The organism is Ruegeria sp. BHSC026, assembly GCF_059613065.1.
Genome location: NZ_JBXWRV010000004.1, coordinates 152,648 through 178,382, shown reverse-complemented (window position 1 = coordinate 178,382; position 25,735 = coordinate 152,648). Strand labels below are relative to the sequence as shown.

The 25,735-nt window shown below is 62.8% G+C and carries 27 protein-coding genes; 10 read left to right on the top strand and 17 right to left on the bottom strand.

The window, feature by feature from the left end:
- Window positions 1-20 precede the first annotated feature (20 nt).
- From AC2FME_RS07140 to AC2FME_RS07130, 3 genes are all read left to right on the top strand, one after another.
- Window positions 21-308, top strand: a complete 288-nt coding sequence (locus AC2FME_RS07140; RefSeq protein ID WP_496683969.1) for a hypothetical protein — start codon at window positions 21-23, stop codon at window positions 306-308.
- A complete protein-coding gene (locus AC2FME_RS07135) occupies window positions 280-981 on the top strand; it encodes a winged helix-turn-helix domain-containing protein (protein ID WP_496683970.1) in 702 nt (233 codons plus the stop codon). The genes AC2FME_RS07140 and AC2FME_RS07135 overlap by 29 nt, the downstream gene beginning before the upstream one ends.
- Window positions 982-1,077: 96 nt before the next feature.
- Entirely contained in the window at window positions 1,078-2,649 is a 1,572-nt protein-coding gene (locus AC2FME_RS07130) for a DUF427 domain-containing protein (RefSeq protein WP_496800032.1), read from the top strand.
- A gap of 88 nt (window positions 2,650-2,737) precedes the next feature.
- Here the strand turns inward: AC2FME_RS07130 and AC2FME_RS07125 are convergent, their stop codons facing one another.
- The 6 genes from AC2FME_RS07125 to AC2FME_RS07100 form a co-directional block, all read right to left on the bottom strand.
- Window positions 2,738-3,535 carry a DUF1217 domain-containing protein gene (locus AC2FME_RS07125; protein WP_496800031.1) on the bottom strand — a complete coding sequence of 266 codons (798 nt, stop codon included), beginning with the start codon at window positions 3,533-3,535 and terminating at the stop codon, window positions 2,738-2,740.
- Window positions 3,532-3,933 carry a flagellar biosynthesis repressor FlbT gene (flbT, locus tag AC2FME_RS07120; RefSeq protein ID WP_496680771.1) on the bottom strand — a complete coding sequence of 134 codons (402 nt, stop codon included), beginning with the start codon at window positions 3,931-3,933 and terminating at the stop codon, window positions 3,532-3,534. The genes AC2FME_RS07125 and flbT overlap by 4 nt, the downstream gene beginning before the upstream one ends.
- Window positions 3,933-4,307, bottom strand: coding sequence for a flagellar biosynthesis regulator FlaF (flaF, locus tag AC2FME_RS07115; protein WP_496680768.1), 375 nt, complete (start codon window positions 4,305-4,307; stop codon window positions 3,933-3,935). The genes flbT and flaF overlap by 1 nt, the downstream gene beginning before the upstream one ends.
- An 80-nt stretch (window positions 4,308-4,387) precedes the next feature.
- A complete protein-coding gene (locus AC2FME_RS07110; protein ID WP_496680766.1) occupies window positions 4,388-5,635 on the bottom strand; it encodes a flagellin N-terminal helical domain-containing protein in 1,248 nt (415 codons plus the stop codon).
- A 206-nt stretch (window positions 5,636-5,841) separates the two neighbouring features.
- Window positions 5,842-6,201, bottom strand: coding sequence for a flagellar biosynthesis protein FlgN (locus tag AC2FME_RS07105; protein WP_496688624.1), 360 nt, complete (start codon window positions 6,199-6,201; stop codon window positions 5,842-5,844).
- A complete protein-coding gene (locus tag AC2FME_RS07100) occupies window positions 6,191-6,463 on the bottom strand; it encodes a rod-binding protein (protein WP_496800030.1) in 273 nt (90 codons plus the stop codon). The genes AC2FME_RS07105 and AC2FME_RS07100 overlap by 11 nt, the downstream gene beginning before the upstream one ends.
- A 110-nt stretch (window positions 6,464-6,573) precedes the next feature.
- On the opposite strand from AC2FME_RS07100, the gene AC2FME_RS07095 reads away from it, so the two are divergent.
- The 3 genes from AC2FME_RS07095 to AC2FME_RS07085 all read left to right on the top strand — a co-directional run bounded on the left by AC2FME_RS07095 (window position 6,574) and on the right by AC2FME_RS07085 (window position 9,403).
- Window positions 6,574-7,803, top strand: a complete 1,230-nt coding sequence (locus AC2FME_RS07095; protein ID WP_496800029.1) for a flagellar hook-length control protein FliK — start codon at window positions 6,574-6,576, stop codon at window positions 7,801-7,803.
- 3 nt (window positions 7,804-7,806) lie between these two features.
- Window positions 7,807-8,472 (top strand): flagellar hook capping FlgD N-terminal domain-containing protein, encoded by a 666-nt coding sequence (locus AC2FME_RS07090; protein ID WP_496800028.1) that lies wholly within the window; start codon window positions 7,807-7,809, stop codon window positions 8,470-8,472.
- Window positions 8,473-8,548: 76 nt separating this feature from the next.
- Window positions 8,549-9,403, top strand: a complete 855-nt coding sequence (locus AC2FME_RS07085; RefSeq protein ID WP_496800027.1) for a phosphotransferase family protein — start codon at window positions 8,549-8,551, stop codon at window positions 9,401-9,403.
- Window positions 9,404-9,409: 6 nt separating this feature from the next.
- Here the strand turns inward: AC2FME_RS07085 and AC2FME_RS07080 are convergent, their stop codons facing one another.
- From AC2FME_RS07080 to AC2FME_RS07060, 5 genes are all read right to left on the bottom strand, one after another.
- Window positions 9,410-10,711, bottom strand: a complete 1,302-nt coding sequence (locus tag AC2FME_RS07080) for an NAD(P)/FAD-dependent oxidoreductase (protein ID WP_496800026.1) — start codon at window positions 10,709-10,711, stop codon at window positions 9,410-9,412.
- On the bottom strand, window positions 10,708-11,526 hold the full coding sequence (locus AC2FME_RS07075; protein WP_496680750.1) for an ABC transporter permease: 819 nt from the start codon (window positions 11,524-11,526) through the stop codon (window positions 10,708-10,710). The genes AC2FME_RS07080 and AC2FME_RS07075 overlap by 4 nt, the downstream gene beginning before the upstream one ends.
- Window positions 11,523-12,413: an ABC transporter permease subunit gene (locus AC2FME_RS07070; protein WP_005980379.1), complete on the bottom strand. Its 891-nt coding sequence runs from the start codon at window positions 12,411-12,413 to the stop codon at window positions 11,523-11,525. The genes AC2FME_RS07075 and AC2FME_RS07070 overlap by 4 nt, the downstream gene beginning before the upstream one ends.
- Window positions 12,413-13,540, bottom strand: coding sequence for an ABC transporter ATP-binding protein (locus AC2FME_RS07065; protein ID WP_496680747.1), 1,128 nt, complete (start codon window positions 13,538-13,540; stop codon window positions 12,413-12,415). Before AC2FME_RS07065 ends, AC2FME_RS07070 begins: the two co-directional genes overlap by 1 nt.
- A 74-nt stretch (window positions 13,541-13,614) precedes the next feature.
- Window positions 13,615-14,700, bottom strand: coding sequence for a polyamine ABC transporter substrate-binding protein (locus AC2FME_RS07060; RefSeq protein WP_496742423.1), 1,086 nt, complete (start codon window positions 14,698-14,700; stop codon window positions 13,615-13,617).
- A gap of 140 nt (window positions 14,701-14,840) precedes the next feature.
- On the opposite strand from AC2FME_RS07060, the gene AC2FME_RS07055 reads away from it, so the two are divergent.
- On the top strand, window positions 14,841-15,524 hold the full coding sequence (locus AC2FME_RS07055; RefSeq protein WP_496680743.1) for a GntR family transcriptional regulator: 684 nt from the start codon (window positions 14,841-14,843) through the stop codon (window positions 15,522-15,524).
- Window positions 15,525-15,600: 76 nt separating this feature from the next.
- On the top strand, window positions 15,601-16,998 hold the full coding sequence (locus AC2FME_RS07050) for an aspartate aminotransferase family protein (RefSeq protein WP_496800025.1): 1,398 nt from the start codon (window positions 15,601-15,603) through the stop codon (window positions 16,996-16,998).
- Between the two features lie 51 nt (window positions 16,999-17,049).
- Here AC2FME_RS07050 and AC2FME_RS07045 read toward each other — a convergent pair whose 3' ends face one another.
- The 3 genes from AC2FME_RS07045 to dapE form a co-directional block, all read right to left on the bottom strand.
- On the bottom strand, window positions 17,050-18,348 hold the full coding sequence (locus AC2FME_RS07045; RefSeq protein ID WP_496800024.1) for a lytic murein transglycosylase: 1,299 nt from the start codon (window positions 18,346-18,348) through the stop codon (window positions 17,050-17,052).
- Window positions 18,349-18,437: 89 nt separating this feature from the next.
- On the bottom strand, window positions 18,438-20,702 hold the full coding sequence (gene rnr, locus AC2FME_RS07040; RefSeq protein WP_496800023.1) for a ribonuclease R: 2,265 nt from the start codon (window positions 20,700-20,702) through the stop codon (window positions 18,438-18,440).
- A gap of 65 nt (window positions 20,703-20,767) precedes the next feature.
- Entirely contained in the window at window positions 20,768-21,907 is a 1,140-nt protein-coding gene (gene dapE / locus AC2FME_RS07035; protein WP_496800022.1) for a succinyl-diaminopimelate desuccinylase, read from the bottom strand.
- 200 nt (window positions 21,908-22,107) lie between these two features.
- Here dapE and AC2FME_RS07030 point away from each other — a divergent pair, with 200 nt between their 5' ends.
- Window positions 22,108-23,166 (top strand): transporter substrate-binding domain-containing protein, encoded by a 1,059-nt coding sequence (locus tag AC2FME_RS07030; protein WP_496680731.1) that lies wholly within the window; start codon window positions 22,108-22,110, stop codon window positions 23,164-23,166.
- Here AC2FME_RS07030 and AC2FME_RS07025 read toward each other — a convergent pair.
- Window positions 23,163-23,510 carry a DUF8846 family protein gene (locus AC2FME_RS07025; protein WP_496680729.1) on the bottom strand — a complete coding sequence of 116 codons (348 nt, stop codon included), beginning with the start codon at window positions 23,508-23,510 and terminating at the stop codon, window positions 23,163-23,165. The two genes, AC2FME_RS07030 and AC2FME_RS07025, sit on opposite strands and share 4 nt — an antisense overlap.
- A 136-nt stretch (window positions 23,511-23,646) precedes the next feature.
- On the opposite strand from AC2FME_RS07025, the gene AC2FME_RS07020 reads away from it, so the two are divergent.
- Complete coding sequence (locus AC2FME_RS07020) at window positions 23,647-24,078, top strand: GFA family protein (protein WP_496710787.1); 432 nt, start codon at window positions 23,647-23,649, stop codon at window positions 24,076-24,078.
- A 72-nt stretch (window positions 24,079-24,150) separates the two neighbouring features.
- On the opposite strand, the gene dapD is transcribed toward AC2FME_RS07020, so the two are convergent.
- Together dapD and AC2FME_RS07010 are read right to left on the bottom strand one after the other, a co-directional pair.
- The gene (gene dapD / locus AC2FME_RS07015; protein WP_005980357.1) at window positions 24,151-24,978 is read right to left on the bottom strand and encodes a 2,3,4,5-tetrahydropyridine-2,6-dicarboxylate N-succinyltransferase; all 828 of its coding nucleotides are present in this window, start codon (window positions 24,976-24,978) and stop codon (window positions 24,151-24,153) included.
- A 119-nt stretch (window positions 24,979-25,097) separates the two neighbouring features.
- On the bottom strand, window positions 25,098-25,697 hold the full coding sequence (locus AC2FME_RS07010) for a GntR family transcriptional regulator (RefSeq protein ID WP_093964210.1): 600 nt from the start codon (window positions 25,695-25,697) through the stop codon (window positions 25,098-25,100).
- Window positions 25,698-25,735 lie beyond the last annotated feature (38 nt).

Here is a 25,735-nt window from a genome sequence, read left to right as displayed (position 1 = left end):
CCATGCGCAGGATACGGCCCATGAGACAGATCCTCTCTTTCCTGGCGGTTTCCACGCTGCTATCGCTTCTCGCCACCACTGCGGCGGCAGAGTGCTATGCCGACTACAAGGCCAAACAGGACAACCCGCTGCGCCTGCACTATGGCGTGATGGAGGTCCCGGTCTGCCAGCCGGGGCCAGCCAGGCAAGAGATTGCAAAGCGGCTGAAAAAGTCGGGCTGGACGCTGCTGAACGTCATCTCGGTCTTTGGCCCCGAGGGTCTGGATCAAAGGAAGGAAAATGCCGGAAAATTCTTTCTCCGTTTCTGAGGCGCGGCGTTCTGGGGCCCGGCTCGTCGGCTTCGGCATCGCGGCGATCGTCCTCATCCTGATCACGGCGGCAGCCTTCCTGTTCTGGACGCTTCCGGACGCCAACGCCTTCAACGCGCGGGTCGAGCGGCTGTTCGTCGAAAGCGATCTGACCACCCAAGCCGAGATCCGCCTGCTGGAAATCCTCGCCCAATCGGGGACCGCCTTTGCCGACACGCTGGCCAGCTACCGGATGGTGATCTTCGTGCTGCTGGTATTCGCAACCGCCATGCTTGTGGCCGCGCTGGTCTTTCTTGTGATGCTGACCGCACTGAACCGCCGCATGGCCCAGATCGAGCGCACCGGCATCCAGGTGACCTCGCTGCTCATCAGCCGCGAGGAAAACACGGTGTACCTGAACAACATGGATTTCAAACTCACGCCCGCCGCCATGGAGACCCTGTCGGTGCTGGCCGAATCGCGGCTGGACGACGAAGTTCTGTCAGGTGCCCAGATCGAAGCGATGATCTCGGGCCGAGACGCCAGCGATTGTGACGAAGCCGCTGGTGCGACCCGCATCAAGCGGCTGCGCGACGCGCTGGGCAACCAGATGGTCAGCGAGTTGCTGGTGAAGAACATCGCCAAAAAAGGCTATATGCTGTCGATCGACAAGGACGTCATCAAGATGGTCTGACGGGCTCGGGTCCTGACCGGTAAAATCTGCGTTGCCCCCCTTGGAAAACCGCCGTGTAGGGCCCATCCTTTAGAAACCCGGCACGGGAGGTTGCTGATGAACGTCCACGCCCCGCCCGAAACCAAAGGCTATGAAATCGCGATCGAGCGGCTGACAGGGCGCGTCGCGATCTACCGCGACGATCTTGTTCTGGCCGAAAGCACCAATGCAAAGGTCATGTATGAAACGCGGCTGGCGCCGGTCATCTATGTGCCGCGCGAAGACGTTTGCGTCGACCTCGGCCCCGAGACCGATCTGCAGACCTTCTGCCCGTTCAAAGGCACCGCCACCTATCATGACGTGATCCTGGGCGACGAACGGCTGTCCAATTCGGTCTGGGCCTACGAGGATTCGCTGCCCGAAAGCGAGGCCATCCAAGGCCATACCGGTTTCATGCCCGAGACCTATACCCACATCGACCTTGGCGAAAACCAGCTGCGCAGCGTACAGGACGGCAACATCAGCGGCCCCTTGATCGATTGGCTGATGCGGGGCGCCGGCACGATTCGAACACCCGAAGCCTTCACCAAGGCGCTGGCCGAGAACATGCAGCAGCATGGAATCGCAATCCAAAGACTCAGCGTACTGGTCTGGTCGCTGCACCCGCTGATCGCCGGCAAACACTATATCTGGGAGAAGGGCGCCGAAGAGATTTCGACCAATGTTCCCACCTATGAAATCCATGACCACCCGGCCTTCATCAACAGCCCGCTGCGGCATGTGTCGAACGGTCTGGGTGGCGTCCGGCAGCGGTTGACCGATGCCAACCCGCGCCACAGCTTCCCGATCATGGAAGACCTGCGCGCCAAGGGCGGCACGGATTATGTCGCCATGCCCCTGCCGTTCTCGGATGGTCGCATAAATGTCCTGACCCTGACCTGCGACCACCCGGATGGGTTCACGACCGAGAACCTCGGACTGGTCTTTGAATGCGCCTCCGTCATCGCCCGTTTCTACGAGGTCTTCACCCAGCGCGAAAACGCGCAGGCCCTGCTCGAGACCTATGTGGGCAAGCGCACGGGCGCCCGTGTTCTGGGCGGCGACATCCGGCGCGGTGACGGCGATGACATCGATGCCGCGATCATGTTCTGCGACCTGCGCAATTCAACCAGTCTCGAGGAAAAACTGGGACGGTCGGCCTACATCACCTTGCTTAACGCGTTCTTCGAAACCGTCTCGGGGATCGTGCATGCAAATGGCGGCGAGGTTCTGAAATTCATCGGCGACGCCGTACTTGCGGTCTTTCCCGCCGGAGACGAACCCGCACGGGCGCGGTCAAACGCACAACGCAGCGCCATCAAGATCGTCGAGCAATTGGCCGAACTGAAGGCATCCGATGCTGACCATCATTGCGACTGCTCGATCGGCATCGCCTATGGTCGGGTCACCTACGGCAATGTCGGCTCGCGCGAGCGGCTGGATTTCACCGTGATCGGCCGGGCCGCGAACATCGCCGCTCGGCTGGGAGAATTGGGCAAAACCAATGGCCACCGCATCCTCGTGTCAGAGGACATCGCACCCGAATGCGCCGACGTCGTGCCGCTGGGGCCGCTCAAGCTCCACAATGTCTCGCGCCCCGTCACCTGCTTTGCCCTGCATACTCCGGCCGAAGGTCTCCTTGGCGGTTGAGCCGGCTTGTACAGCGCGGCGTCAGAAGCATCCGCAAGGGACGCAACTGACCCGCCTCCGGCTGGCCAACAGCGACCCCGAAACCGGGTCACGCCGATCCGCCCAGCAAGATCAAAGCCGTTTGCGCCGGCGAAATCGTGCTTTGCAGATCGGCGATCTGACGGCGCGCCAGATAGGTGTCGGTCAGGGTTTCCACCGCCGCGTCCGAGGAGAACTGCGACAGGTCACCGGACCCGGTCAAACCCGACAGTTTGTCCCGGAAAATCTCCAGTTGCTTGTCGATATCCAGCTGCCCGAAACTTGATGGCAACCCCAGCGCGGTTTCCATCATGCTGCGCAACGGCGGCAAACTCATCAAGTCGTACCATTTCTTTGTTTCGCTTCCCGACTGCGACGCGAGGTCCTGCAAGGCATGCTGTGCGAAAAGCGCGATCCGCATGGAATCGTCCGTTTCACCCACCGAGGTTTCGAACCGGGACACGATGCTTCTCTGGGCGATCTGCTCCATATCCGTGATCAGGACCGTTTTTTTCACCTCACCTGGCCCCAGTCCGAACGCCTCTGAAAACTCGCGGTACCGGTTGTCGGCAAGGCGGTTGGCAAGAGCGTCATCGGCGCTGGTTCCGTCGGACAGAACCTTCTGGATGAAATACCGGTTGTCCAGGTCGTCCTCCAACCCGAAGGCACCCAGAGCAACGCTCAAAAGCCGACGATCCGAAACCAGGTCTTCGGCGGACTGCACGTTGCGGATATTCTCTAAAAAATACTGCGTGTCCCGCTCGTTCACGGCCGAAGACGAAAATGCCTGCAACTGGGCATCATAGGTGCGTTGCAAAAAGCGCCAGCCGACCAGCCCGCCAGTTGGTATGACCGGCTGAAAGGTCATTGGCGGTAGGCCAACAAGCGTTCTTCACGCGGCAAAAGCGACCGCAACGCCTTCAGGCACTTGTAATATTGCTCGGCCACCAGGGCTTCGGTTGCCTGCCCCAGTACGCGGCGGCTGTCAGGGTCGGTGAAGACCTGGCTCAATTCCTCGATGCGTCGCAAGAGCTGTTGGCGTGCCTGAGCGGCATCCAGATCTCCCGATAGGACCAGTTGCGCCGCATAGCACACCCGGCGGACGGGCGTCGTGGCCTCATTGGGATGGATGGCGTCCCTCAGTCGCAGAACGTTTGCATCCGGCGTCAGGATGGAAAACCGACTGCGCCGGTCTCCGTTTTCGATCACCACGCCGTTCACCAGAACGCGCTCTTTTGGCGCCAGCTTCAGAACAAGGCCCGCCATTACGAAGCACCCATCTGACGCAGGCCGCGCAGCACCGCAAGATTGATCTCCAGCAGCGGCTCAATCCCGGCCTTCCTCGCAAGAACCTGACCGGTGTGCTGTTCGGTGAATTCGGCCAGATAGAATATACGCGCCCGCAGGTCATTCGGCAGGGCATTGTCTGAGTCCGCGACACCGTTTGCCAGAACCGACCAAAGCCTGCGATTGTCGTGCAGGGCCTGAACAAAACCCGAAAAATCCGATGCCTTTCGCGCCGCGGCCGCTTTCAGACGATGGGTGATTTTCGAAATTGCCTCGTACTCGGTATCACGCGGGGTGCGGGTCGGAGCGGCAGACTGCGCGTAGGCGCGTTGAGCAAGCGTTTGCAGTGTCACTTGAAATCCTTCCAATTGGCCGACTGGGTCTGGCGGTCAGAACCGGGGCGCGTGGATCGCGCCCCGGGATTGCTTTGGGATCAGCGGAACAATGACAGGATCGACTGCGGCGCCTGGTTCGCAATCGACAGCGACTGCGTCGCCAGCTGCTGCTGCACCTGCAGGGCCTGCAGACGGGCCGAAGTTTCTTCCATGTCGGCGTCCACCAGCGAGCCGATGCCCGATTTGAACGAGTCCGTCAGGTTCGAGATGAACTCCTTCTGGGTTTCGATCCGACCCTGCGCCGAGCCGAATGCCGCCGACGCGTCGATCGCGGTGTCGATCAGGGTCTCGATGGTGCCCAAGGCCGCAGCGGCGCCCGCGCTCGTCGAGACATCGATCGAGGACAGCGCGCCAAGCCCGCCGGACCCGGCATTGGTGAACTGGGCCGAAACGGTGACGTCGCGATCTGCGTCAGCCCCTGCCGCGGCGGTGCCGGTCACGAAGGTCAGGGTGCCGGGCGCGCTAGAGTCATAGTCGATGGCCACGCCGGTGATGCCCAGCGCGTCAATCTGGTTCTTCAAGCCGACTGCGACAATCGCGTCAGTATAGGCCGAGTCGTAAGTACCCGACGGATCGAGATCGCCGGCCTGGACGGTGTAGGACGCGACCTTGTCACCGATGGTGATCGTCACCTTGTCGCCGGCGGCGAAGTTGTCGGTCGAGCTGTCGATCACGATATCACCGGTGCCGCCAGCCTTGTCCATGGTAAAGCCCGCAGCATCGTTGTCGGTCGTGGCGTTGTCCGACCCGGCCAGAACGCCTTTGCTCGAATAGCCTCCGGTCGACAGGTTCTGACCGTTCACGGTAATCGACGACGCAGTCACCGCCCCGGTGCTGTCGCGGTCCAGCGACGCTAGAATCGATGCCGTGCCGGCCGATCCATCCACCAGGTTCAGCCCGTTGAACTGGGCCGCGCCGACAACCGATGCGATCTGATCGCGCAGGGCGCTTACGTCATCGTTGATCTTGCTGCGATCGACGTTGTCCTCCTGAGCCGCCACGATCTTGTTTTTCATCTGGGTCAGCAGATCGGTTACGGTTTCCGACGCGTTCCGGGCCACGGCCACGGTCGATTCGCCCAGCGCCAGACTGTCCTTGATGGCATTGAAACCGTTGACGTCGGACTCCATCACCTTGGAGATTGCCCAAACCGCCGAATTGTCCTTGGCCGTTGCCACGTCCTTGCCGGTCGAGATCGCGTTCTGGGTGGCGGCCAGGTTCTTGTTGACCGATTTCAGGGTTTGCAGCGCAACCATCGCGCCGTTGTTTGTCAGAATGCTGGACATGCTTTTCATCCTTTGTTCGTTCGGGCCTTCTTCGCCCATTGACACCCCGCCGGGATCGGCGGGCCAAATGTCGTTCTGACCTGTGCGAGGAACCTTGCGGCCTTCGCGCCACCCGTCTTGCAGGTGCCGGACCACTATCGGGTTTGATCTCCTAACGGAGTGCTAAAGCGCGCCCGTGGAAAAAAACGCATTTGAATCAAATGTCATCACGCCCGTTTTTCAAGCTTGGCCGCATGCCGCACCGCGTGACCGGTCCGCTGACCGTTGGCGTCATATGTGGTGAACTCCTGACGCACCTTCCGCAGTTCCGCCATGCGGTCGGCTACGGTCCGGATCCCTTCGGCCGCGCTGCTCAACAGGCTCTGGTTTCTATTGACCTTCGCCTGAAGCCTGATCAGATCGTCACTGTCCGACACCTCCAGCGCGTTCAGGTCCTCGATCAACTGCTCCTTTCGCGGCAGCATCTGGCTCAGCCGCTCCAGGTCACCCTCGAGCAAGGCCGACCGTTCCTGATCCAGAATCTCCTCAAGCGCCTGGGCTTGAACGCGCCGGTTATCACTTTGCATCGGTTTTCTCCATCATTGCAGTGCACAGGATTTCCGAAAGCCCGATCCCGCCGGCCCGGGCCATCTGCAGTGCTTGCTGCTGAACCAGAAAGGACGAGAACTGGTCTTCGCCCGCGCCGCCACCAAAGGATTGTCGCGCCTGCCCCATGCCGGCGGCCTTCAACATCTCTGCAAGAAATGTCGCCTCCAGCTCGACCGCGGCGGCCTTGAGCTTGGTCCCCACGTCCGGGCAGGCTGTTTGGGTGAGTGCTGAAATCATCATGAGCAACTCCGAAAATTGTCAGAAACTTTCCCGATGAAAGCGAAGAGCGGTTAAAATAAACGTAACTTCCTGCGGGCAGGTTCGGATCATGCAGACGGAGCCGGAGCAAAATGCCCAACCCACTGACAGTGTGTCCCGACCAAACGGCGAAAAGCGCTGCTTTGTCGGCGTGCAACACAAGAAAGGTCGAGCCTGAGAAGGCTTTTGCGGACTTCGTGGCCGCATTGCAGCCATCGGACCGGGAAAAACCGGAGGCGGAGGCGGACCCGATCGTCGTCCCTGACGATTTGGCGGCGCAGGACGGGGATCTGGAAATCGCCCAGGGCGAGTCGGTCAATTCGGAAGTTCTTCCGGCGATTCCGGACGACGCGGCGGCGATGCCGCCGCCCTTACCTCAGGGCCAACAGGGGTCGAAGCCGGTTCCGCACGATACGGCCACCGCACCGGGCGCTCCGGCCATCGGCGCGGCGTCCAAGACTATCAAGTCCACCATAACAGACAACCAAGGGGTGTCGGCGGTGGCGCCTCGGACGGGGTCTTTGCAAGAAGACTCGTCCGCCACAACCGCCGAGCCGTCATCACAAACCGCCGGTTCGCTTTCCTCGACCACGCGGGGCGAGACGGCCGTCCAAGCCTTGCTGCTTCGCCCCGAATCGCCTGATCGGCAACATGGCATGCGCGCCGCTTCGGAAACGCCTTGGACCGATTCGACCCAACCCAAGCCGGTTTCCGGTCAGCGCCCCATCGTAGCGCCCACCAACATGGAGGCGGCAGCCGCGTCTCTGTCGCCCAATCAATCCCATCAGCCGCTCCCGCCGGTTCAGCCTGACACGCAGGAGCCGCCTGAGGATCTGGGTGAGACGCCTCAGCTGGTGCAGCCGTCTGCCGCCCGCACCGCACATGAAAGCATGCCGCCGCCGGCCGTGCTGCATCGCGCCTCGGGCGCTGAATTGGCCAGGTCGATCGCCAGCCAGATTTCGGCATCGGTTTACGCGAGAGCAGGAGGCGGCATCGAGCTGCAGCTCAACCCCGAAGAGCTGGGACGAATCTCGATCAGAATGATGGGTCGGGAAGACGGTATCCACCTGGTGATTGCCGCCGAACGGCCGGAAACCCTGGATCTGATGCGCCGCCACATCTCGCTGCTGTCGACCGAGTTCCAGCAACTGGGCTATGGGGGCCTTGAATTCGATTCGAATGGTGCCGCCGGCTCCGAAACGCAGGGAGAAGCGAAGCATCAAGGCGCGATTCAAACCGAGGCGGATCCCGTTTCGCCCGACCCCGATTCTCCGGTTCCACGCCGGCCCGACCCTTCGCGCCCACTCGACTTGAGGTTATGACCCATGATCAACGCCACCAACCCTGCGACGCAGACCACAGCTCAGGGACAAGCCACAACCCAATCGCAGAGTTCGGGTTTGGCATCCGATTTCGAAACCTTCTTGCTGATGCTGACCACACAGGCGCGGAATCAGGATCCGCTCGAGCCGCTGGATTCCTCCGAATATGCCGCCCAGCTGGCGCAGTTTTCGATGGTCGAACAGCAGGTCCAGACCAACAAGTTGCTGACCGGGCTGGCCGCGGCACTGAACGGCGCGAATCTCGATGAACTGTCTGGATGGGTCGGGGTTGAGGTGCGGGCGCCCGCCGCATTTCAATTTGACGGACAACCGCGAACGGTCTTTGCTGACCCCGACCCCAACGCCGACAAGGCCGTGCTTGTCATACGCGACATCAATGGTGACGTGGTCACCCGGCTGGACGTTCCCGCAACAGACCGGCAATTCGTCTGGCCCAGTCTGGACATCACGGGCGCGCCGGTTGCCGAAGGGGCGTATACCGCCAGTCTGGAAAGCTACAAGGGGGACAATCTGCTGTCCCAGAAGCCGGCTGCGGCCTTCAGCCGCGTCGTTGAGGCGCAGTTGGATAAAGGGGGAATCGTGCTGATGCTGGACAGCGGCGCGTCACTTTCGGCGACCGAGGTCGCGGCGGTGCGCGCGAGCGCTTGAACTTGACCAATGCGCAGGCCAATGCTGGGCGCATCCGGATTCTCAGTCGAAGGGTGCCACCCTGTCCCAGCTTCTCTTGCCACCATCAGGCCTTGTCGAGCACCTTTTCCAAGGTGGCCTGATTGTCCATGGGGCCAGCTTTCAAAAGCTGTATGGCGGGCGAACCAACCGGGTGTGGAAAATCATGGACCGTGGTCGGGACAAGGTCCTCAAGCTGTATGACACGACCCAGACCAATCCGTTGTTCCGCAATGATGCACGGCTTGAAGCGGCCTGCCTGCGGGCGCTGTCAGAAACGGGTATGGCGCCTCGGCTGCGTGCTTCGGGACATTTCGGAAAGGACGGTTGGGTATTGTATGACCATGCGCCGGGCGCCCCTTGGCAGAGGGGTGTCGAATCTGTCGCCCGGTTACTACGACGCCTGCATGACATGAATCCGCGTGTTGCCGCGCCTGCCGGTCGAAACGGCAGTGCCGATCTTGCTCGCCATGGCTCGGAGATTCTGAGCCGCTGCCACGATAAGCGCCGAAAGACACTGCAGGGGCTGATGCCAGAAACAAGCGTTCCGCCAACAATTCGGATTTGCCTGATCCATGGCGACCCGGTAGCCGGCAACATCTTGACCTCGCCCTCGGGGGCGATGCTGATCGATTGGCAATGCCCTGCGGTCGGGGATCGGTGCGAGGATCTGGCCCTGTTTCTGTCACCTGCGATGCAGCAGATTTACCGCGGCCGCCCGCTGACCCACGATCAGGAAATCCGGTTCCTGCAGGTCTATGGCTGCCCGGAAACCGCGGAACGATACCGTGAACTCAAACCCTGGTACGCTTGGCGAATGGCGGCCTATTGCCTGTGGCGTGTCGAAAACGGCGCCCCGGCCTATGAGAACGGATTATCGCTGGAACTTGCGGGGCTGGCGGACGCCCGTTAGACCGGATCAAAGATCCGCCAATGCCATGACGGCATAAGCCGGCGGCATCAACAAGCGCCGCCATCGACCCAGCGGAAACCGCCCCGGCGGGCGCGCGATGGGGTCGGGGATGTTCGCATCCTGCCCCAGAACCAACTGCGCCAAGGCTCGGCCGCAAAACGTGCCCATCGCAACACCGTTGCCGTGATAGGCCAGCCCCGCGAACATGCCAGGCCGATCGGCGACCGGCCCGACAAACGGCACCAGATCGCGGGCAAGACATACCATTCCCGACCACAGATGCGTTGCCTCAACCCCGGCCCAGGACGGAAACATGCGGGCGAAATCCCGCACCACCTTGCGCCGGATCGCGCGCTCGGCCCGGGGCGAGGACATCAGACCACCGCGCATTCCGAACAGGAACCGATTGTCCGGCATCAGTCGGAAATAATGCAGCAGGTTGCGTGTATCATAGGCCATCTGGCGCGACGTCCAGCCCTGCGCCTGCAACTCGGCCTCGGACAGCGGGCGCGTGACCATGACCGTCGACTGTGCCGGCATGTAGCGGCCCGACAACCAGTCGGGCATGTCTTCGCTGGAATAGCCGTTGGTACAGATCAGAACGGTTTCGGACCGCACGGAGCCTCGCGGCAGCGCAAGTGCGAACCCGGATCCTGCGCGCCGGACATCCTGCACCGGGCTGCGCTGAAACAGGCGCGCACCCTGCGCCTGGGCGGCCATGGCAAGACCAAACAGGTATTTGCGCGGGTTCAGTGCAAACCCGACCGGGTCAGTGTATCCGCCGAAAAAGCGCCCACCCAGCCCAAGACTCGGCAGGTCACGGGTCTCGTGCAAAATACCGTCTGGCCCGGCATCGCGCCGCAGCGCCTCCATCGCCCGCGGCGTGTGGGCCAGCCGGGTCTCGCCCTGCGAATGCACATCCGCCTGAATCCCGTGCGCCGACAACAGTTGGGCAACCAGCGCTACCGCATTTGCCTCGGCTTGCGCATAGGCCTCGGCCGCTGCGGGGCCGTATCTGCGCATCATGGCGGCATGGCCCAGTTTCGACCCGCCCTTGCAGCAAAACCCGCCGTTGCGCCCCGAGGCGCCCCAGCCCGGCGTTTCCGCCTCGAACACGGCGACCGAAACGCCCTGCTGCGCCAGATGCAGCGCCGCCGACATGCCAGTGAACCCGCCGCCGACGATCGCAACGTCTACCGATAGATCACCTTCATGTACCGGCCAGTCGGGGGCCGGCACGGTTTCATCCCACCAGCACGCCGCGCGCGGGCCGGGGCCATAGGTGTAGGCAGAAAAGATCCGTTTCATTCGGTGCGCGCGGCGGCTTGTTCCTCTTGCCGCTGCCGGAGCATCGCGCGTTTCGACACCAGCGAAGCGGTGATCACGCCGACGGTGACAACGGCGATCATGATGGTCGACAGCGCGTTGATTTCGGGGCTGACCCCCAAACGCACGGCCGAGAAGATCTTGATCGGAAGGGTCGTGGCCGAGGGTCCAGACGTGAAGGACGCAATCACCAGGTCATCCAGCGACAGGGTGAAGGCCAGCAACCAGCCCGAGATCACCGCCGGCGCGATGATCGGCAGCGTCACCAACCTGAAGGCCTGCGCCGGCGAGCAGCCCAGATCCAGCGCCGCCTCTTCCAGCGACTGATCGAACGTCACCAGCCGCGAGGACACCACGACCGAAACGTAGCACATCGAAAAGGTCGTATGCGCCAGTACGATGGTCAGGATGCCCCGGTCCAGCCCGATGCCGATGAACAGCAACAGCAGCGACAGGCCGGTGATCACCTCGGGCATCACCAGCGGCGCGTAGATCATCCCGGAAAACAGCGTGCGGCCAAAGAACCGCCCGCCCCGCACCATGACATAGGCGGCCATGGTGCCCAGAATGGTCGCCAGCGTCGAAGAGAACACGGCAACGCGAACGGTGACCCAGGCCGCATCCAGAAACGCCTGGTTCTGCATAAGCTCGCCGTACCATTTGGTCGAGAACCCAGCCCAGACCGTGACCAGCTTGCTTTCATTGAAGCTGAAGATGATCAGGATCACCATCGGGATGTACAGAAACGCAAAGCCCAGCGTCAGCGAGACCGTGTTGAACCAGCTCAGCCTGTTCATTGCTCGGCCTCCGCCTGTTTCTGCTGGTTGCGCTGGAACAGTACGATCGGGATCACCAGGATCAGCAGCAGGATCACCGCCACAGCGCTGGCCACCGGCCAGTCGCGGTTCGAGAAGAACTCCTCCCACAAGACCTTGCCGATCATCAGCGTGCCCGACCCGCCCAGCAGCGACGGGATCACGAATTCACCGATCACCGGAATCATCACCAGGAAACATCCCGCGATGATGCCCGGGCGCGACAGTGGGATGGTCACCAGCCAGAAGGCCTGCGTACGCGAACAGCCCAGATCCTCGGCCGCCTCGATCAGCGAGCCGTCCAACCGATCGAGCGCGGCATAGATCGGCAGGATCATGAAAGGCAGATAGGTGTAGACGATGCCGATATAGACGGCCGTCTGCGTGTTGAGGATGGTCAGCGGGGTCGAGATGATGCCCGTCCACAGCAGGAACTGGTTCAGGTAGCCTTCGTTCGACAGGATCCCCATCCATGCATAGACGCGGATCAGGAACGAGGTCCAGAACGGCAGGATCACCAGCATCATCAGCGTCGGGCGCCATTCTTCGGGCGCTCGGGCCATGCCATAGGCGATCGGATAGCCCACCAGCAGGGTCAGCGCGGTCGCGATCAGCGCGATCTTGACGCTGGACAGGTAGGCTTTCCAGTACAGGTCATCCTCTGTTAGCCAGACGAAGTTTTCAAAATCCAACTGGCTGAAGAATTCCTTGATCCCGGCCCAGCCCTGCGACAGATCAAGGGTCGGGGTGTAGGGCGGGATCGCAAGCGCGATGTCCGACAGCGAGATCTTCAACACGATGAAGAACGGCACCAGAAACAGGGCCAGCAGCCAAACATAGGGAATGGCGATCAGGACCGCGCGGCGCATCAGTCTGCCAGCAGAACCGCCGCCGTGGCCGTCCAAGACAGCCAGACAGGGTCTTCCCATGTGAAGGACCGGCGCGAGATGCGGCGGGTATTGGCCGTCTGCGCCTTGATGATGATGCCGTTGGACAGTTCGACGTAATAGGTGGACAGATTGCCCAGATAGGCGATGTCATGCACCTTGCCCTGCACGGCGTTGACGGCATCGGCGGGGCGCTCGGCCGAGATGGTCACCTTTTCCGGCCGGATGGCCAGGTGGCAGGTTTGACCGTCGGCAAACCGGTTGGCCGACGTCGCGGTCAGCGGCGGCTGGCCCTCGGCCCAGTCGACGCGATAGGTGTCCTCGCCGATCGAGGTGGCCCGGCCCTGGATGATGTTAACGTCCCCGATGAAATCGGCGACGTAAACGGAATTGGGGTTTTCATAAATGCGGTCTGGCGTGGCGACCTGCATCAGCTTGCCCTGATCCATCACCGCAACGCGGCTGGCGACCGTCATCGCCTCTTCCTGGTCGTGGGTCACGATCACGAAGGTGGTGCCGGTCTTTTCCTGAATGTCCATCAGCTCGAACTGGGTGTCCTGGCGCAGCTTTTTGTCCAGCGCGCCAAGCGGTTCGTCCAGCAACAGCAGTTTGGGCGCCTTGGCCAGCGACCGGGCCAGCGCCACGCGCTGCCGCTGCCCGCCGGAGATCTGATGTGGCTTGCGGCGGGCGAATTTTTCAAGCCGGGTCAGGCGCAGCATTTCCTCGACCCGGTCTTCCAGATCATGCTTGGGCATGTTGTCCCGGCGCAGGCCAAAGGCGATGTTGTCCCACACGTTCAGATGCGGAAACAACGCGTAGGACTGGAACATCATGTTCACCGCCCGTTTGTTGGGCGGGACCGGCGCGATGTCCTGACCGCTCAGCAGGATGGTTCCTTCCGAGGGCTGCTCGAACCCGGCCAACATCCGCATCATCGTGGTCTTGCCGCAGCCCGACGGACCAAGCAGGGCAAAGAATTCACGTTCGAAGATATCCAGCGACAGGTTGTCGATGGCCGTGAATCCCCCAAATCGCTTGGTGACGTTCTTGAACTGGATCAAGGGTTTCGCCTGTGGGTCGTCCCACGGCGCAAAGACGGTAGAGTTCAAAGGGACCCCCGTAAGTCAGCCGGAACTGGGAATGCGCAAGGCGGGCAGTCGCCGCCTTGCGCCCGAGCACCTGATCAGGTGCCCGACTTGATCTTGGTCCACAGACGGGTCACGACCCGCTGCACCTTGGCCGGATAGGGCCGGGTGGTGAACAGGTTCTCCAACGCGTCGGCGGGCGGATAGATCGCCGGGTCTTCCAGGATCTCGGGCAGGATGAACTCCTGCGAGGCCTTGTTGCCGTTGGCGTAGTAGACATAGTTCGTGGCAGCCGCCATGTTCTGGGCGTCCATGATGAAGTTCAGGAACTTGTGCGCACCGTCCGGGTTGGGCGCATCCACCGGAATCGCCATCTGGTCGAACCACATCTGCGCGCCTTCCTTGGGCGCGTGATAGGCGATTGTCACGCCGTTGTCGGCCTCGTCCGCCCGGTCGCGGGCCTGCAGAACGTCGCCCGACCAGCCCACGGCCACGCAGATGTCGCCATTGGCCAGCGCGTTGATGTATTCGCTGCTGTGGAACTTCTGGATGTGGGGACGCACCGCCATGAAAACGCCCTCTGCCTTGGCGATCACGTCCGGATCCTGGCTGTCGGGGTCTTCACCGATATATTTCAGCGCGGCCGGGATCATCTCGGCGGGCGCGTCGAGGAAATGCACACCGCAACTGGCCAGCTTTTCCATGTTCGCCGGATTGAACACCAGGTCCCAGCTGTCGATGGGGGCGTCCTCACCCAGCGCTTCCTGAACCTTGCCCACGTTCACCCCGATTCCGGTGGTGCCCCACATATAGTTGATGGCGTATTCGTTGCCCGGGTCATACTGCGCCGTGCGCTCCTCGATCACGTCCCACAAGTTGGCCAGGTTCGGCAGCTTGGATTTGTCCAGCTTCTGGAACGCACCGGCCTGGATCTGCCGTTGCAGGAACGTGCCCGAAGGCACCACCACGTCATAGCCCGACCCGCCGGCCAGCATCTTGGTTTCCAGAACCTCGTTGCTGTCGAACACGTCATAGATCAGGGTCAGGCCCGTTTCTTCCTCGAACTTGGTCAGCAATTCTTCGTCGATGTAATCCGACCAGTTGTAGACGCGCACCTCTTCCGCGAATGCGGCCGACGTCCCCAAGGCGGCGATCGCCGTCATCGTCAGCGTTCTGATTTTCATTTTCTTCTCCCTGCAAGTGTAGGGGTATCATCCCGTTTTTTTAGATTTGATCAAGTTTTGCGTTTTCCGTCGATCCGTCGTATGGTTTCACGCGGCAGCAAACCTGACAAGTCAGGACCATCGGGATCGAGGTGAAACACTTGGATTTGATCAAAAATAAGGCATCCGGGGTCGATGACGGAGCGCAGAAGGCGCCGGCGCATGAACAGGTGTATCGGACGTTGCGGTCACAGATCCTGTTCGGCGAACTGGTACCCGGCCAGCCGGTCACGATCCAGGGCCTGACCGAATCACTGGGGGTCGGCATGACCCCGGTGCGCGAAGCGATCCGCCGCCTGATCTCGGATGGCGCGCTGATCTTTCAGGGCAACCGCCGGGTCAGCGTGCCACTTCTGACGGCGGCGGATGTCGAACAGATGATTTTTGCCAGAAACGCCGTGGAATCAGAACTTTCCCGTCGCGCGGCCAGCAGAATGACCACGGCGGACATCGACCAGCTGGAGCAAATCGACCGGCGTCTGGATCGCATGATCGCGGATGGTGATGTCAGCGGCTACCTGCGTCTGAACCACGCCTTCCACGAAAAGCTGTATGACCACGCGAACGCCCCGATCCTCAAGGACCTGGCCGAACGTCTGTGGCTGCGATTCGGTCCTTCGTTGCGCGTCGTCTGCGGGCGGTTCGGCACCCAAAGCCTGCCGGATCGGCACAAGGATATCATCGGCGCGTTACGGGCGGGTGACGCGGAAAAGGTCGCAAAAGCAACGACGCAAGACATCGAACAGGGCATGGAGCTGATGGCCGAGGCATTGGCGGACGACTGAGAGCGCCCAAGTCGATTGACAGGAAAAAATTTGATCATATTCTGGCCGCCAACCGCTGTTGCAGGAGAACCTCCCGATGCCGATCATCACCAACCACATGCCGACCGCCGAGTTGCAGGCGCTGGACGCGGCGCATCACCTTCACCCGTTTTCGGCCAACAATGCCCTGGGCAAGGAAGGCGCCCGCGTCATCACCCGTGCCAAGGGCGTCTATCTGACCGACAGCGAGGGCGAAGAAATTCTGGACGCCATGGCCGGTCTGTGGTGCGTGAACGTCGGCTATGGCCGCGACGAGCTGGCAGAGGTGGCGGCACGCCAGATGCGCGAACTGCCCTACTACAACACCTTCTTCAAAACGACCCATGTCCCGGCCATCGCGCTGGCGGCCAAACTGGCCGAGCTGGCGCCAGGCGACCTGAATCATGTCTTCTTCGCCGCCGGCGGGTCCGAGGCCAATGACACCAACATCCGTCTGGTTCGCACCTATTGGGCGGAAAAGGGCCATCCGAACAAGAACATCATCATCAGCCGCCACAACGCCTATCACGGGTCGAGTGTGGGGTCGGCCTCGCTGGGCGGCATGGCCGGCATGCACGCGCAGGGCGGCATCCCGATCCCGAACGTCCACCACATCAACCAGCCCAACTGGTGGGCCGAGGGCGGCGACATGACGCCCGAAGAGTTCGGTCTGGCCCGCGCGCGCGAGCTGGAAGAGGCGATCCTGGAACTGGGCGAAGACCGCGTCGCCGCCTTCATCGCCGAGCCAGTCCAGGGCGCGGGCGGCGTGATCGTCGCGCCCGACACCTACTGGCCGGAAATCCAGCGCATCTGCGACAAGTACGAGATCCTGCTGATCGCCGACGAGGTGATCTGCGGCTTTGGCCGCACCGGAAACTGGTTCGGCTCGCAGACCATGAACATCCGCCCGCACATCATGACCATCGCCAAGGGGCTTAGCTCGGGCTATGCGCCCATCGGTGGCTCGATCGTCAATGACGAGATCGCCGAAGTGATCGGCGGGACCGAGTTCAACCACGGCTATACCTATTCGGGCCACCCCGTTGCGGCGGCCGTCGCGCTGGAAAACCTGCGCATTCTGGAAGAAGAGAAGATCGTCGAGCATGTGCGCGATGTCGCCGCCCCCTATCTGAAACAGAAATGGGAGGCGCTGGTCGAACACCCGCTGGTGGGCGAGGCCAAGATCGTGGGCATGATGGCCTCGATCGCGCTGACGCCGGACAAGGCCAGCCGGGCCAAGTTCGCCTCCGATCCGGGCACGGTCGGGTACATCTGCCGCGATCGCTGCTTTGCCAACAACCTGATCATGCGCCATGTGGGCGACCGGATGATCATTTCGCCGCCGCTGATTCTGACCCCGGCCGATATCGACGAGATGTTCGTGCGCATCTACAAGTCGCTGGACGAGGCGCAGGCCGAGATCATCGCCCAGGGCCTGATGAAAGCGGCCTCCTGATTTCACGGAAACATCGCAAACGGGCGGCCCGACGCGGCCGCCCTTTTTCGTTCAGCGCATCCGTTCCAGCAATTGCACGGTGGCATAGCCATCGGGCACCAGGCCGCGTGCCACCTGATAGGCCCGCAGCGCATTGATGGTGTTCGGACCGATCCGTCCGTCGATGGCCTGCGTGTCGAACCCGGCAAGGGTCAGGCGCAGTTGCAGTTCCTTGCGTTCGGCAAAGCTCAGCACCCGGTCGTCGCGCGGCCAGTTGGCGCGGAACGGGCCTTGCCCGGCCAGCCGGTCCGACAGGTGGCCAATGCCGATGACATAGGCATCGGCGCCATTGTAGCGCTCGATCACGCTGAAATTGTCAAAGATCATCAGGGCCACGCCATTGCTGCCCGCCGGCAGCAGGATCGAAGCCGGTCCATGATCGGCAATCGCCCGCCCATCCGCCGCCCGAACACCCAACGCCGCCCAGTCCGAGGGCAACCGGGTGATTTCGCGGCTGGCCTGGGCATAGTCGAACCCCGCCGGCAGGCGTACCTCGATGCCCCAGGGTTGGCCCTTGGTCCAGCCGAAGCGCGCAAGATAGGCCGCAGTCGAGGCCAGCGCATCTGTAGGATCGTCCGACCAGATGTCGCGCCGGCCGTCACCGTCGAAATCCACCGCGTGTTCCAGATATGAGGTCGGCATGAACTGCGTGTGCCCCATGGCCCCGGCCCAACTGCCGGTCATCGCCTCGGGGCGCACGTCGCCCGCCTGCAGGATTTGCAGTGCGGCCAGCAGCTGGGTTTCAAAGAACTCCGCCCGCCGCCCGTCAAAAGCCAAGGTCGCCAGCGATCGGATCGTGGGCGAGCTGCCCCGGAAGCTGCCGAAGGACGTCTCAAGCCCCCAGACGGCCACGACAACCTCTTTCTCGACCCCGTATCGCGCCTCGATCCGGTCGAGAACCCGGCGATGCCGTTCCAGCGCCTTGCGCCCGTTGGCGATGCGCTGGTCCGAGACGGCCGTGTCCAGATACTCCCAGATCGGCTTGGAAAATTCGGCTTGGTTTCGGTCGCGTCTGATTATGTCAGGGTCTTGGGTCACGCCGCTCAGCGCGCGGTTCAACGTGGCCTGGCTGATCCCCCGCGCCAAGGCCCGGCGTTGGAACGCGCCAAGCCAGACCTCGAACCGGGGATTTACCGCCGCCACACGATGCGCGCCGTGCGCGGGCCTTGGCACCGGCCTGAGCGACGCGGTCAGATCGGCCGAGGCCAGTTGAACCCTGGCGTCTGCTGGCCCAAGGGAAAGGTTGGTCGTCTCCGCCTGCAAGCTGGATACCCAAACTGCGGCGGCCAAAAAGCCACACACATATTTCATGATTCAGGTTTTCCTGATGACTGCTCGCGCTCAGGGTAACCCGAATCCGGAAATTCACAAAGCGTTCCTTTGCAAGGCGCTGCGCACCATCACCGCTGACGGCGTTTGCGCTCGACCTTGCGCTTGATCTTGTCCTTCTTGCGCTTGATGCTGACCGCCTTGCGCCGCGTCGGACGACCCGGCTTTCCACGGCCGCCCCCACGTGGCATCGGCTGATCGTCGATGGACAGCAGCTCCAGTTCCAGCCCGCCGGTCACCGGCGTGGCCTCGGTCAGGCGCACGGTGACACGCTGACCGATGGCGATGGTCAGGCCGGTATCGGCTCCCATCAGGGTGCCGGCCTCAGCGTCGAAATGGAAGAACTCGCGCCCCAGCGACCGCACCGGCACCAGCCCGTCGGCCCCGGTTTCATCCAGTTTGACGAAGGCCCCGAACCGGGCGATGCCGCTGATGCGGCCGGTGAACTCGTTGCCGACGCGCTCGCTCAGATAGGCCGCCAGATAGCGGTCAGTCGTGTCGCGCTCGGCCATCATCGAGCGGCGCTCGGTGTCCGAGATATGGGTGGCGATCTCCTCCAGACGTTCGATCTCGTCGGCGGTCAGACCGTCCTTGCCCCAGCCATGGGCCGAGATCAGCGCCCGGTGCACGATCAGGTCGGCATAGCGGCGGATGGGCGAGGTAAAATGCGCGTAGTTACGCAGCGCCAGCCCGAAATGGCCAAAGTTTTCGGGGCTGTAATAGGCCTGCGCCATCGACCGCAATGTGCTGAGATTGATCAACTCGGCATCCTCGGTGCCGGCGGCGGCATTCAGCAGCGCGTTCAGGTGACGGGTCTGCAACACCTGCCCCTTGGCCAGATTCAGCCCAGCGGCCTGTGCCGTTTCGCGCAGGCTTTCCAGCTTTTCAGGCGCCGGCTCCTCGTGCACCCGGAACAGAAGCGGGCTGCGCTTGGCGATCAGCGTCTCGGCCGCGGACACGTTGGCCAGAATCATGAATTCCTCGATCAGCCGGTGCGCGTCTAGCCGCTCGCGGAAGGCCACGCTTTCGACCCCGCCCTTGTCGTTCAGCACGATCTTGCGTTCCGGCAGGTCCAGGTCCAGCGGCTGACGTTCGTTGCGGGCCGTCTTCAGCGCGCCATACGCGGCATAGAGCGGTTTCAGAACGCTCTCCAGTAGCGGGCCGGTGCGGTCATTGGGGGTGCCGTCGATGGCCGCCTGCACCTCGGCATAGTTCAGGGACGCGCCCGAGCGCATCAGCCCGCGCACAAAGCGGTGGTCGATCTTGTTGCCGTTTGCATCGATCCGCATCCGCACTGCGATACAGGCGCGCGGCACGCCTTCGTGCAGCGAACACAGATCACCCGACAGACGATCCGGCAGCATCGGCACGACGCGGTCGGGGAAATAGGTCGAGTTGCCCCGCTTTCGCGCCTCGCGGTTCAGCGCACTGCCTGGGCGCACATAGGCGGCCACATCGGCAATGGCGACCCAGATCACGTGGCCGCCCGGGTTTTTCGGGTCGTCGTCAGGATGGGCATGGCAGGCGTCGTCACGGTCGCGCGCGTCCGACGGGTCGATGGTCACCAGAGGGATGTCCCGCAGATCCTCGCGCCCTTTCAGCCCGACGGGCTTGGCCAGGTCGGCCTCGGCGATCACGTCATCGGGAAAATCGTCCGGGATGCCGTGCTGGTGGATCGCGATCAGCGACACCGCCTTGGGCGCGGACGGATCGCCCAGCCGTTCCACGATGCGCGCGCGCGGCAGCCCCATACGGTTTTTCGGCCCGGCCTGCTCGGCCTCGACCAATTCGCCGTCCTTGGCGCCCAGCGCCGCACCTTCGGCCACCAGCCATTCGGTCGATCCGGCCTTGTCGATCGGCACGATCCGCCCGCCCTCGGCGCCCTTGCGGAAAATCCCGACGACCCGGCGCGGATTGGCGCCGATGCGGCGGATCAGGCGGGCCTCGTAATTGTGGTCTTCTGCATGCACCTGAGTCAGGCGGGCAAGGATGCGGTCACCTTCGCCCAGCGCCGGGTCGCTGGCGCGGGATATGATCAGCACGATCGGCTCGACCCCTTCTCCATGCCATTCCAGCGGTCGCGCGAACAGGTCGCCATCGGCGTTCGGCGCCTTGACCTGCAACACGCTGACCGGCGGCAAGCGGTCCGGGTCGCGATAGCTGCGCTTGCGCTTTTCCAGATGGCCCTCGGCCTCAAGCTCCTTGAGGATCCGTTTCAGGTCGATCCGGTCCGCGCCCTTGATGCCAAAGGCCTTGGCAATGTCGCGTTTCGAAGTGAGCGTGGGGTTCGCCGAGATCCAGTCGAGGATCTCCTGCTTGGTCGGTATGCGTTTCATGATGTCCGCCTAGCATGCCTATACGACCGCGTCATGACCAAAAAGCGGCCGGGCGCATCAATCGCTCAGGCGAAATAGTCGGCCAGGATCCGGGAATAGATCGCCTTGAGCTGGCGGACCTGCTCGACCGGGACGGATTCGTCCACTTGGTGCATGGTGCGACCGACCAGGCCGAACTCGACCACGGGGCAGTGATCCTTGATGAACCGCGCGTCCGAGGTGCCGCCGGTCGTGGACAGCTCGGGCCAGCGGCCGGTCTCGGCCTCGACGGCCCGGGCCACAAGATCCGACAGCGGCCCCGGAGGCGTCAGAAAGCTTTCGCCCGAGACCTTGATCCGCGTGTCGATCTGCACGCCGAACTCCGCCGCCACGTTGGCTGCCTGCGCCTTCAGCCAGTTGCTGAGGCTGACGCCTGTATGCAGGTCGTTGAACCGGATGTTCACCGCGCCACGGCACTGGGCCGGAATGACGTTGGTGGCCTCGTTGCCGGTGTCCATCGTGACCACAGCAAGAGTCGAGGCGTCGAAATGGTCCGTCCCCCGATCCAGTTCGTGACTGGCCAGCCGGTCCATCAGCCGCGCCAGAGCGGGCACCGGGTTTCTGGCACGATGCGGATAGGCCGAATGGCCCTGCACGCCCGTCACCTCGAACCAAGCGGTCATCGACCCGCGGCGGCCGATCTTCATCATCTCGCCCATCTCGTTGGGGCAGGTCGGCTCGCCCACAAGACAGACTGACATCCGCTCGTCCTGCGCCTGCATGTAGTCCAGCAGCGCGGTGGTGCCGTCCACCGCATCGCCTTCCTCATCCCCCGTGATGGTCAGGATGATTGCCCCGTCCGGCGGAGTGTCGCGCACGAAATCCACCGCCGCCGCAACAAAAGCCGCAACCCCCGATTTCATGTCGGTCGCGCCCCGGCCGTACAGAATGCCATCATGGATTTCCGCGCCGAACGGCGGGCAGGTCCATGCGGCCTCATCGCCCACCGGCACCACATCGGTATGCCCGTTGAACCCGAAACTGCGCGCATGCCCCTTGTCGCCCCACCGGGCGAACAGGTTGCAGACGCCGCCGCGATCCACCCGCGTGCAGGTGAAACCGGCCCGCGACAGGATTTCTTCCAGCAGAACCAGCGCCCCGCCTTCCTCGGGTGTGACCGAGGGGCAACGGATCAGGTCTGCGGTCAGGTCTACGGGGTCGGTCATTCGGGGGCCTCGCGGTTTCGGCGTGGGACGGGATACCGCACAGATTCAACGAATTGGCGGCGATGCCAACCCCGATCTACGGTTTTCCGGCGATCCGGCCCGAAAATGCGGGACAAAGAATTCTGAGGTGATGACCTTGCGACGGCCTTGCCGCAGCACGCCAAATTGAGCTAGAGGGCCGCGAAACAGGTGAATACCCCATGACGCGCGCCCTTTTCGCATTGATCTGCCTGACCATGGCAGCCCTTGCACAAGCCAGCCAGGCCGAAACTCTGACGGTCGCGACGGTGGACCGCTCACCGTTCTCGTATGAAGTCGAGGGCGTGGATACCGGGTTTTCAATGGATCTGCTGGCCGCACTGGCCGAGGAGCTGGGCTGGGAATATACGGTCGTCCGCATGGACACGTTCGGCGACATGCTGTCGGCGGTCGAAAACGGCGAGGCGGACATGGCCATCGCCAACATCTCGATCACCGCCGACCGCGAAGCCCGAATGGATTTTAGCCAGCCGATCTTCGAGGCCGGTCTGCAGATCATGGTGCCCTCCGACGCGGCGCGCAGCCCGTCCCTGATGCAGGCGCTGCTGTCGCGCGAGCTGTTCATAGCCATCGGGCTGGCCTTTGCCATCCTGCTGGGTGGCGGCATGCTGATGTGGGGATTCGAACGCCGATCCCAACCCTATTTCGACCGCGACCTGAACGAGGCCTGGTTCCCGTCCTTCTGGTGGGCGCTGAACCTGGTGGTCAATGGCGGGTTCGAAGAGCGCATGCCCCGCACCCCCTTCGGACGCATTCTGGGTGTGGTGCTGGTCGTGTCCTCGCTGTTCATCGTATCCGTGTTCACCGCGCGGATCACCTCGGTGATGACGGTGGACGCGATCACCAGCAACATCAACTCGGTCAACGACCTGTACGGCAAACAGGTCGGCACGATCTCGGGCTCGACCGCCGCCAGTTTCCTGAACCGGCGCGAGATCGAATTCGTCGGCTATGATGACCTCGACGGCATGTTGACCGCGTTCAGGGATGGGGACCTGAATGCTGTTGTGTTTGACGCGCCGATCCTGTCCTATTTTGCTACCCACGAGGGGCGCAAGATTGCGGCAATGACCGGCGGCGTCTTCCTGCGCGAGAACTACGGCATCCTGTTCCCGACCGGGTCACCGCTGGACGAAGACGTCAACCGGGTGCTGCTCACGTTGCGCGAGAACGGCACCTACGACCAGATCTATAGCAAGTGGTTCGGCGCGCGGCGCTAGCTGCCTTCGGGCTTGTCACCGAAAAACGGTGTCATCTGCGCCACGATCACCGCGTTTTCATCCAGCGCCCTCTGCATCAACGCGCGTTCGTCCGGGTCGATCTCGTGCCCCTGCGCCTCGCGCTCGGCCAGGGTCCCATAGCCGGTGACGTCCAGCGGGGCCGTATCGGCCTGCTTGAGAATGGCCACGGTTTCGCGCACGGCCTCGGCCTCGTCCACGCCGCTGGCATAGCACATGAGCGCCGCGCCGGTGGCGCCTTCGGGCAGGCCGTCGCCATCCTTGCGACCAATCTGAACCAACAGAGTATAGACCTGCTGGCGCGAGGGTTTCTTTTGCTTTTCCATGCCGTGGGCCTTAGCTGGGGGCCGGTCGATGGTCAAGCATGGCAGCTCGACGCGGTTCCCGGATGCCGTGTCGTTTTTTGACGCGCTCAAGCCCACCGTCCAGTCAGACTGGTCGCGAAAAACGACGGAGGACATCATGACCAAACGCGGCCGCTGCCTGTGCGGTGAAACACGCTGGGAATTTGAGGGCGCCGAGACCTGGAGTTGCTATTGCCATTGTGATGATTGCCGCCGCAATTGCGCCGCGCCCGTGGTCGCGTGGTTGGGCGTACCCTCACGCAATTTCCGATGGACCGCCGCAACACCGCGTACTTTCGCCAGTTCGAACGGCGTCCAGCGTCATTTCTGCGCCACGTGTGGCTCTCCGATGGGGTTCGAGGCCGACCACTATGAGGGCGGGATGCATCTGTACGCGACCTCGCTGGAAGACCCTTCAGACTTTGCGCCAACCTTTCACGTCAATTATCAAAGCAAGCTGCCCTGGCTGGATCTGCGCGATGATTTGCCGAAATACGAAGGCACCCTGCTGCACGCGCCCGAGGATCTCGCCGACTACCGGGCGGGATAGGTCCGACCCTGCCGAACAAAAAAGGCCGCGGACCAGAGCCGCGACCTTCGGAACATTGATCGACGTCTACGATCAATCGCGCAGCAGCTCGTTGATCCCGGTCTTCGAACGGGTCTTCTCATCGACCCGCTTTACGATCACCGCGCAGTACAGGTTGATCCCGTTCTTCGACGGCATCGAGCCGGACACCACCACCGAATAAGGCGGCACCTCGCCATAGAACACCTCGCCGGTCTCGCGATCCACGATCTTGGTGGACTGGCCGATATAGACGCCCATGCCCAGAACCGAGCCTTCGCGGATGATACAGCCCTCGACCACCTCGGAGCGGGCGCCGATGAAGCAGTTGTCCTCGATGATAGTCGGGCCGGCCTGCATGGGCTCCAGAACGCCGCCAATGCCGACGCCACCGGACAGGTGGACGTTCTTGCCGATCTGCGCGCAGGAACCGACCGTGGCCCAAGTGTCGACCATGGTGCCTTCGTCCACATAGGCGCCGAGGTTCACGAAAGACGGCATCAGTACCACGCCCGGCGCGATATAGGCCGACTTGCGCACCACGCAGTTGGGCACAGCGCGGAAACCGGCCGCGCGCCACTGGTTTTCACCCCAGCCGGCGAACTTGCTGTCGACCTTGTCCCACCAGCCGCCACCTTGCGGGCCTCCGGACTGGATTTCCATGTCCTTGATGCGAAAGCCCAGCAGGACCGCCTTCTTGGCCCACTGGTTCACATGCCAGCTGCCATCGGCCTGCTTCTCGGCGACACGCAGCGTGCCGCTGTCCAGCGCGTTCAAAGTGTCCTCGATCGCTTCGCGCTGTTCACCGGTGGTGGCGGGCGTGATCGTGTCGCGGGCCTCCCATGCGGCCTCGATGGCGGTTTCCAGTTGGGCGTTGGACATGGGGTTACTCCGTGCTGACTCTCGTTTGGTTGGTCTTGCCTATATGAAAGCCGGGGCCAATGCGCAATGCGACGTTGGCGGGGCCATTTGCGGCCACCCGGTGCCAAAACCCGCCGGTCTCAGCTGGCGCGGCGGATATGGCGCACCAGAATCGCTGTGGCCGTGGCGGTATCGCGGCGCTTCATCGCCTGCACGATGGCGGCGTGGTCGGTGTCTTTCCGCTGGACCCAGCGGTGACGCCAATGGGCGAACAGATGGCGGGCGCTGGCGATGTGCAGATCGTCGATCGTATGCAGCAGGCGCGGCCGCGCACAGGGTGTCAGGATCGCCCGGTGGAAGGCGCGGTTCCGGGTTTCCCATGTTGGCATGTCCTGCGCCTCGTCGCAGGCGATGCGGGCCTTGTCGGCCGCCTTGAGATCCGCCGGTGTCAAATTCTGGATCGCATGTTGCAGGGCCAGCGATTCCAGGGCCACGCGCATCTCGATCACCTCGCGCACCTCGGCCGGGTCCAGCGCGGTGACACGCATGCCGCGCCGTGGTTCGCTGTGGGCCAGACCATGCGCCTGAAGCCGCAACAGCGCCTCGCGCACCGGGACATGGCTGGTGTCGAACGCCCGCGCGATATGGTCCTGCCGCAGTTTCTCGCCCGCGGGCAGCTCGCCCGTGATGATGCGCTGGCTGAGCCTGTCATAGATGGAATCTGCGATCGTGGCGGTCATGGGATTTTATCTATAATCCCAAGGCTCGGCCCTCAAGG

Excerpts from the sequence above, each read along its gene's own strand:
- AC2FME_RS07110 (WP_496680766.1), bottom strand. The coding sequence starts at position 5,635 with ATGTCCAGCATTCTGACAAACAACGGCGCGATGGTTGCGCTGCAAACC.
- AC2FME_RS07020 (WP_496710787.1), top strand. The coding sequence starts at position 23,647 with ATGACCAAACGCGGCCGCTGCCTGTGCGGTGAAACACGCTGGGAATTT.
- AC2FME_RS07135 (WP_496683970.1), top strand. The coding sequence starts at position 280 with ATGCCGGAAAATTCTTTCTCCGTTTCTGAGGCGCGGCGTTCTGGGGCC.
- dapD (WP_005980357.1), bottom strand. The coding sequence starts at position 24,978 with ATGTCCAACGCCCAACTGGAAACCGCCATCGAGGCCGCATGGGAGGCC.
- rnr (WP_496800023.1), bottom strand. The coding sequence starts at position 20,702 with ATGAAACGCATACCGACCAAGCAGGAGATCCTCGACTGGATCTCGGCG.
- AC2FME_RS07125 (WP_496800031.1), bottom strand. The coding sequence starts at position 3,535 with ATGACCTTTCAGCCGGTCATACCAACTGGCGGGCTGGTCGGCTGGCGC.
- AC2FME_RS07070 (WP_005980379.1), bottom strand. The coding sequence starts at position 12,413 with ATGCGCCGCGCGGTCCTGATCGCCATTCCCTATGTTTGGCTGCTGGCC.
- AC2FME_RS07025 (WP_496680729.1), bottom strand. The coding sequence starts at position 23,510 with ATGGAAAAGCAAAAGAAACCCTCGCGCCAGCAGGTCTATACTCTGTTG.
- AC2FME_RS07100 (WP_496800030.1), bottom strand. The coding sequence starts at position 6,463 with ATGATGATTTCAGCACTCACCCAAACAGCCTGCCCGGACGTGGGGACC.
- AC2FME_RS07140 (WP_496683969.1), top strand. The coding sequence starts at position 21 with ATGAGACAGATCCTCTCTTTCCTGGCGGTTTCCACGCTGCTATCGCTT.
- dapE (WP_496800022.1), bottom strand. The coding sequence starts at position 21,907 with ATGACCGACCCCGTAGACCTGACCGCAGACCTGATCCGTTGCCCCTCG.
- AC2FME_RS07090 (WP_496800028.1), top strand. The coding sequence starts at position 7,807 with ATGATCAACGCCACCAACCCTGCGACGCAGACCACAGCTCAGGGACAA.
- AC2FME_RS07045 (WP_496800024.1), bottom strand. The coding sequence starts at position 18,348 with ATGAAATATGTGTGTGGCTTTTTGGCCGCCGCAGTTTGGGTATCCAGC.
- AC2FME_RS07010 (WP_093964210.1), bottom strand. The coding sequence starts at position 25,697 with ATGACCGCCACGATCGCAGATTCCATCTATGACAGGCTCAGCCAGCGC.
- AC2FME_RS07130 (WP_496800032.1), top strand. The coding sequence starts at position 1,078 with ATGAACGTCCACGCCCCGCCCGAAACCAAAGGCTATGAAATCGCGATC.
- AC2FME_RS07030 (WP_496680731.1), top strand. The coding sequence starts at position 22,108 with ATGACGCGCGCCCTTTTCGCATTGATCTGCCTGACCATGGCAGCCCTT.
- AC2FME_RS07080 (WP_496800026.1), bottom strand. The coding sequence starts at position 10,711 with ATGAAACGGATCTTTTCTGCCTACACCTATGGCCCCGGCCCGCGCGCG.
- flbT (WP_496680771.1), bottom strand. The coding sequence starts at position 3,933 with ATGGCGGGCCTTGTTCTGAAGCTGGCGCCAAAAGAGCGCGTTCTGGTG.
- AC2FME_RS07050 (WP_496800025.1), top strand. The coding sequence starts at position 15,601 with ATGCCGATCATCACCAACCACATGCCGACCGCCGAGTTGCAGGCGCTG.
- AC2FME_RS07095 (WP_496800029.1), top strand. The coding sequence starts at position 6,574 with ATGCCCAACCCACTGACAGTGTGTCCCGACCAAACGGCGAAAAGCGCT.
- AC2FME_RS07105 (WP_496688624.1), bottom strand. The coding sequence starts at position 6,201 with ATGCAAAGTGATAACCGGCGCGTTCAAGCCCAGGCGCTTGAGGAGATT.
- AC2FME_RS07075 (WP_496680750.1), bottom strand. The coding sequence starts at position 11,526 with ATGAACAGGCTGAGCTGGTTCAACACGGTCTCGCTGACGCTGGGCTTT.
- AC2FME_RS07060 (WP_496742423.1), bottom strand. The coding sequence starts at position 14,700 with ATGAAAATCAGAACGCTGACGATGACGGCGATCGCCGCCTTGGGGACG.